The sequence below is a fragment of the Shewanella sp. SP1S1-7 genome, from assembly GCF_031932105.1.
Classification (GTDB): domain Bacteria; phylum Pseudomonadota; class Gammaproteobacteria; order Enterobacterales; family Shewanellaceae; genus Shewanella; species Shewanella baltica.
On the sequence record NZ_JAUOEU010000029.1, the window covers coordinates 57,243 to 63,650 of the forward strand.

The window sequence follows — 6,408 nt, forward strand, 5'->3', positions numbered from 1 at the left end:
GGACTTATCAATAATAGCGTGGCTTATCAAGCACAGCGGCAATCAATCACAGCCATTAAGGAGTCATTATGGCAAGCCAACGAGGAGACACCAGACTGCAACTATTGCGCGATACCTCGCACAGCCACGACGGTTTGAATCACACCATTTTGACACTCAATCAGCTGTTACATGAACGCGCGCCCTTCTATGGCGAGCACTTTAGCGCAACGTCCTCACCCACGGGACTCAGTTTCGATGAGTGGAGCTGCGCCGATACTTATCAAAAACTGCTCGCGCGTTTTGCCATAGCGCACCCTAGCGCCGAAAGTCAGACTGAAACTAAAACCGAAACCGAAAACGAAACCGAGACGGATAAAACAGCTGCAACCAGCCGAGCGCCCGCTTTCGCCAGTAAAAGCGCTGAGGTCAGTAAAAACGCTGTGGCCAATCGAAAAGACACTCGCAAAGCGCTGCATTCACTTTGGGGCCAATGGTATTTCGGCCTCTTAGTTCCGCCTATGATGGAATGGATTTTCAACGCCCCAAAAGCCGCATTCGAGACTCTTCAATGGCAGCCACGGTCCGTGTTTATGCAGCTACATGCCAGTGGCCGAGTGGCCAAATTTGAATTTAACATCGTAAAACACCAGCCAAATACCGCTTTGACTTTTAAAAAACATCACGGCATCAAGCCACTTTCCCAAACCAACACTAAGCCAAGTATCAAGATAGACACTGAGGTACACTCGCCATTAAGCCCATATAAGCCGCCAGTTGATAAAGAACTTGTCCTACAAGGTTTTATCTTAAACTTACTGCAGCCGAGTGTGGAGCGCCTGCTCACTCTGAGCCCTGTACCCGCCAAGTTATATTGGAGCCACTTAGGCTATCTGATCCACTGGTATCTTGGGGAGCTGGGACTTACTGAGCAGCACAGTCAGCAACTAAAACAAGTCCTGTTTCGCCGCACGACCTTTTTAGATGGCAGCACAAATCCGCTGTATAACAGCATTAACTTACTCATCGAACCAGAGCATGACAGCGCAACACCGAACACAGTTGCGAGAATAGTAACGAGTACAGCATCGCGCTCAAAACCGAGCCCAAAAATCCACTGCATTCGCCGTACTTGCTGCTTAAGGTATCAACTCGCCAACACTGGCCAATGCCACGATTGCCCGCTGTTAAGTCGTGCAAAGGTTAACGTCAACGCCGCCAAGCCAACGTGAAGCTAGCTTATAAGATTAAATCGGTTTAATGGGCAAGATCGCAATCCTAGGCCCATGATGCTTTTGCCCTTATGTTGCACATGCTACACTCAAGCCCATGTCTCTTTAACACGATTAATTATGAAACAACTGCTTGATTTCCTGCCCCTCGTCATCTTTTTTGCTGTCTATAAATTTTTCGATATATATATCGCCAGCGGCGCATTGATCGCAGCTACCGCGCTTCAATTGATCGTGACCTATGCGCTATATAAGAAACTTGAAAAGATGCACTTAATCACCTTTGCTATGGTGACAGTGTTTGGCACACTCACTTTAGTGTTCCACGATGATTCTTTTATCAAGTGGAAAGTGACCATCATCTACAGCTTGTTTGCCATCGCCTTAGGTGTCAGCCAATTGCTCAATAAATCGATATTAAAGTCGATGTTAGGCAAAGAAATGCAAGTAGAAGACAAGATTTGGGCCCGCGTAACTTGGTATTGGGTCGTCTTCTTCGCCAGCTGTGGCCTAGTCAATATCTATGTCGCCTTTAGTTTGCCATTAGAAACTTGGGTCAATTTTAAAGTGTTTGGTTTAACCGCTTTAACCTTAATTAATACTGTCCTGACCGTATTTTATCTTTATAAACACCTTCCCGAAGATCAACGCAAGGAACTCAAATAATGTGGTATATGATTTCAGCTCAAGATTTTGAGAACAGTTTAGAAAAACGTTTAGCCGCTCGCCCTGCCCATTTAGCTCGGCTGCAAGCCCTCGCCGATGAAGGTCGTTTACTGATCGCTGGCCCACATCCAGCCATTGACAGCGAAAACCCAGGTGATGCTGGCTTTAGTGGTTCACTGGTTGTCGCCGATTTTGAATCCTTAGTGGCAGCAAAACACTGGGCCGATGCCGATCCTTATATCGAAGCGGGCGTGTATAAAAGCGTGGTCGTTAAACCTTTCAAACGAGTCCTGCCCTAATGAAAATAGTGTCCTTTAACATCAATGGTCTGCGTGCGCGCTTGCATCAATTACAAGCCTTAATCGACAGCCACCAGCCCGATATTATCGGCCTGCAAGAAACCAAAGTGCACGACGAAGCGTTTCCATTAGCCGACGTCGAAGCCATGGGATATCAAGTGCATTACCACGGCGGCAAGGCCCACTATGGCGTTGCTATGTTGTCTAAAGTCGCGCCAGAAAAGCTGCAAAAAGGTTTTCCAACCGATGACGAAGATGCCCAGCGCCGCATGATTATCAGCACATTTACCCAAGCGAATGGTCGTCCGTTAACGGTATTCAACGGCTATTTCCCACAGGGCGAAAGCATAGATCACCCAACAAAATATCCTGCTAAACGTAAGTTTTATCAGGATTTAATGCACTACTTGCAGACAAACCACAGCAACGATGAAGATATCGCCATCATAGGTGACATCAATATTTCGCCGACCGATTTAGACATAGGCATAGGTGAAGTCAATCGTAAGCGTTGGCTAAAAACCGGCAAATGTAGCTTCCAACCCGAAGAACGTGAGTGGTTGAAAACCTTGCAAGACTGGGGTTTAGTCGACACTTTCCGTCAATTACACCCAGAGCGCATCGAACGTTATTCTTGGTTCGATTACCGCAGTAAAGGTTTCGATGACAACCGCGGCCTGCGTATTGATGTGATTTTAGCAACACCTTCACTGGCAGCACGTTTAGTCGAATCCGATGTCGATTACGATCTTCGCGGCATAGATAAACCCTCAGACCACGCGCCCATTTGGAGCACGTTTAAAGAGGCCTAATCAGCTAACGTTCGACCATCTTAGTAGATATAAAACATCGGCTTAGGCCGATGTTTTTGTTTGAGAGTGACTTAAGCAGAATGAGATTGGCACAAGTAAGTTAAAAATGAACAGCATACATCGCAAAAAAGTTGTGAGCTTAGCTTCAGCCACAGATTAATCGTGAGCCATGGCATTCACTCTACGATACACAGCGAGTCCATATGTGGATGTTCGACCGCCCCATCTGATGTGAAAGGATTCACAAATGCCGCGATGGCATGAACGCCAAAGAGCGGCCATAGGGCGGACGGTCGTCTCGCAAATCACCAAGGCTCAACTGTTTAGCATCGGCGAAGCCTGTTTATTTTACAGAAATACATAGCAAGCTTTTGGACAGAAATGCGTTGGAAAGTAGTGTTTGGGGAGCAGTAATTTCAGTTGTTAGAAGTTTAGCGTTTACGGGTATCCACTCGCACAGGCTTGCCATGGCATTCGCTCGTCGACTCGCAGCAAGTCCATCCTTGGATGCTCGATCGCCCCGTCCATGGGGCGGACGGTCGTCTCGCCAATCACCATGGCTCACCTTTCGAGCATTCGCGTAATCTGTAGATTTACAAGATATACGCAACATACTTTGGGACAAAAGCGTGTCAGGACGTCGACTGTATAAGGTGAATTTCGGATAAAAATTTCTATGGGTTAACGCTTCAATATGGGGCGCGCGCTTTGTGCGCGTCCCAGCCCAACTTGTTGGGCAAACATAATTGACTTGTTATATTACGATGCCTGTTCATGGCAACAATTACATTTTGTGGGCACTTCGATTGAGCCTATAAAACTCATACCGACCCCAAAAGGTTTGTGACAATTAGGGCACTTTATATTCCCAATGCTGGAATAGATATAGGTAGTTGCACCTACGAATCCTAGTAGCAGAATAAGAATACCTAACGGCATAACAAATATACTTAACAAGAACGAAGAAAATATAATCGCAGAACCATTCGCGACTTTCCTTCTCGCCTTACTTTTTAAACGCTTAATCGAAATACTCATAAAGTAATATAACGCTTGCGTATGGGGATTTTATGAGCGTTTTGGCGGGAACCGCCAGCGAATAAAATTCCCGCATTACGCACTTGTTATGACTAAATTACTACTACTGCTGGTAATTTTTTAGATGTACCGTCACACATGACACCTTTATTTCGTCCACTACCTACGATCATCATTCCACTGCAAGATAGGAATGGTTTCCATTTTTTTCCTGCTGGAGGCTTTTTAGGCTGAACATATCGACTATTACATTTTTCACATTTTAATATGTCGTCATTATCAGAGTGAGCTTTAAGTGTAGCAATAACTCGATCAATATTTTTATCTAACGATTCCGAACTTTTAAATTCATACTGTGTACCAATACAATCAAATAAGCTAACGTGAATATATTCATATGCTTGCTTATCAATATTACCTTGAAATATGTTACCGACAAACGAGCAAAATGCAGAAGCCTGCCACCCATTATCAAGGTTGAATTTATAACTATCGCCAACATTACTTTCATTATTTAGCTTAAAACCATGACTTTCTAAAATATTTTGTACTGTTTGTTTAGAATGCATATCCCCTCCTTTTTAGTCATAACGCCCCTCTAATAAGTGAACCATATGCTGGCGGGCGATTTGCACAGCAAATGACATGACAGCCTTGGTGAATCTAAATTAAGAGGCTTGTTAAGTGAATATTAAGAAACTGACTGAAACAACTAAACAAGAAACACCAAGCAACCTGTAAAATTTTCTAGCCTTTTTCATACCTGCTACTTTGTCTTCAGCATGTTCATATAGCCAGCGTCCTGTTTGACCATCAAACGCTAAGATGAACTCTGTCGGTAGCAAGATCAGCAAAACACCAATTATTCCAATAACGCTCAACATGAAGGTAACCATAGCCAGAACCTAACGTCTTAGTATTTATGCGCTGCGCTGTTTGCAGGGCATAAATCGCTTGTTGGACTTGGCCGCTGCCACATCCGTGTAAATGGGTATGAATGATGCTATAGGAATTTGCTTTTTTGCGGTAGCGGTTTTTTATACAGTTTGATGGGTAATCACTTGATATTGTTTTAGCTTTATCATTCTTTCAAGCTCACTTTTGACTGACTAAGGCGCGTGGTCCACTGCATTCCAGCCCAGACTCAGGCTCACTCTCACACCACATCCCCTCATCGGCTTGTGCCCATAAGGCTGGTTGCTTTTCGCTGTCGGTTACGCTACGTCTTGAGGGGGTGGTTATCCTGACAGACGTACTGGCTGACTTTGGTTGTTAATCATCACTAATCTCTGCAGTTTTATCAGCCCAATAAACTGCAAATGACCTAACTGGCATTGCGGACATGACCACAAACAGTCCTTCTTAACCAAAGGACTAGCCAATACCACCTGCGGCTTACGTAATTGCCGCTGGATGAGCGCGAGCTTTTTGCGGCGGCAAGCATTGGCGAGAAAACCAAAATGTCTCACTCGCATCAGCCCTTTGGGCAATACATGCAATAAGTAACGGCGGATAAACTCATCACAACTTAGCCGCATTTGCTTATGCTGCTGACCGTCACGATAGTCCTTGTAGTGAAAACGGACATGCTCTGCGGTCACGTCGGCAATTCTTGATTCATGCAGCATGCCTTTACGGGTATAACGCCCGAGATATTCCACCACGGTTTCAGCGCGGCTCAGACACGCTTTGCTGTAAACACACCACGGTTTTGCCATTAAGGTGTCAGCCGCAGGGATAGCCAGCTCATGTTGTCGCAGCGCCCGTAATAACTTGGCCCGATACACGGTGGACAAGGCTTTAACCGGAAACAGATAATCCGTTTTTACGCCATGCCAATCTCCCGCTGACGTCACCACCCCGCCTGGAATTAAGCAAGGCAAGTGGATATGTTGACTCAAGGTTTGCCCCCACGTGTGCAGCACCATAGTGCAACCCAATTGACCCTGAAGGTGTTTCGTTTCATGCCAAACTGCGCAAGCGTCTGCCACACAGACTCAAACAGGGCGCTGTATAACGGCTTGGCAGCGTAGTGCGCCAAGATATTCAACTCGTGGGGTAAGGTAAAGACCAAATGGAAATAGCGACAAGGCAAGACTTGCGCCTGCTGCGCAGCAATCCACGCTTGCGTCTGCCTTCCCTGACAACGAGGGCAATGCCGGTCACCACAGGAGCAAAACAGCTGCTGCTCATAGTGACAAGTATCACAACGCCATTGCTGTATGCCCAAGGCTTGCGTGCGACACTGTTGAATATGCTGGCAGACTAAGGCTTGTTGTTCGCTCAGTTTATGCTGCTGTTGATAGTGGGCTAAGTGCTGATGAAGGATATCGCTTACATGGTAGGAGGTTGCCATGGCATCCCCCCAAGACTTGCTAGCAA

At 45.8% G+C, this 6,408-nt stretch carries 6 protein-coding genes and 1 pseudogene; 4 read left to right on the forward strand and 3 right to left on the reverse strand.

Annotated features, from left to right (window positions below; translation table 11 throughout):
* Nucleotides 1-68: 68 nt before the first annotated feature.
* The 4 genes from Q4Q49_RS18335 to xthA all read left to right on the forward strand — a co-directional run bounded on the left by Q4Q49_RS18335 (nt 69) and on the right by xthA (nt 2,988).
* Nucleotides 69-1,211 carry an IucA/IucC family C-terminal-domain containing protein gene (locus tag Q4Q49_RS18335; protein WP_312000055.1) on the forward strand — a complete coding sequence of 381 codons (1,143 nt, stop codon included), beginning with the start codon at nt 69-71 and terminating at the stop codon, nt 1,209-1,211.
* A gap of 120 nt (nt 1,212-1,331) precedes the next feature.
* Nucleotides 1,332-1,877, forward strand: coding sequence for a septation protein A (locus Q4Q49_RS18340; protein WP_012587356.1), 546 nt, complete (start codon nt 1,332-1,334; stop codon nt 1,875-1,877).
* Nucleotides 1,877-2,176, forward strand: a complete 300-nt coding sequence (locus Q4Q49_RS18345; RefSeq protein ID WP_006082200.1) for a YciI family protein — start codon at nt 1,877-1,879, stop codon at nt 2,174-2,176. Before Q4Q49_RS18340 ends, Q4Q49_RS18345 begins: the two co-directional genes overlap by 1 nt.
* Nucleotides 2,176-2,988 carry an exodeoxyribonuclease III gene (gene xthA / locus Q4Q49_RS18350; RefSeq protein WP_259480655.1) on the forward strand — a complete coding sequence of 271 codons (813 nt, stop codon included), beginning with the start codon at nt 2,176-2,178 and terminating at the stop codon, nt 2,986-2,988. Before Q4Q49_RS18345 ends, xthA begins: the two co-directional genes overlap by 1 nt.
* Before the next feature lie 1,130 nt (nt 2,989-4,118).
* Here xthA and Q4Q49_RS18355 read toward each other — a convergent pair.
* From Q4Q49_RS18355 to Q4Q49_RS18365, 3 genes and pseudogenes are all read right to left on the reverse strand, one after another.
* Nucleotides 4,119-4,595 carry a hypothetical protein gene (locus Q4Q49_RS18355; protein ID WP_208181275.1) on the reverse strand — a complete coding sequence of 159 codons (477 nt, stop codon included), beginning with the start codon at nt 4,593-4,595 and terminating at the stop codon, nt 4,119-4,121.
* A gap of 111 nt (nt 4,596-4,706) precedes the next feature.
* Nucleotides 4,707-4,910 carry a hypothetical protein gene (locus Q4Q49_RS18360; RefSeq protein WP_312000056.1) on the reverse strand — a complete coding sequence of 68 codons (204 nt, stop codon included), beginning with the start codon at nt 4,908-4,910 and terminating at the stop codon, nt 4,707-4,709.
* Between the two features lie 354 nt (nt 4,911-5,264).
* Nucleotides 5,265-6,382 (reverse strand): annotated as a pseudogene (locus Q4Q49_RS18365) (IS91 family transposase).
* Nucleotides 6,383-6,408 lie beyond the last annotated feature (26 nt).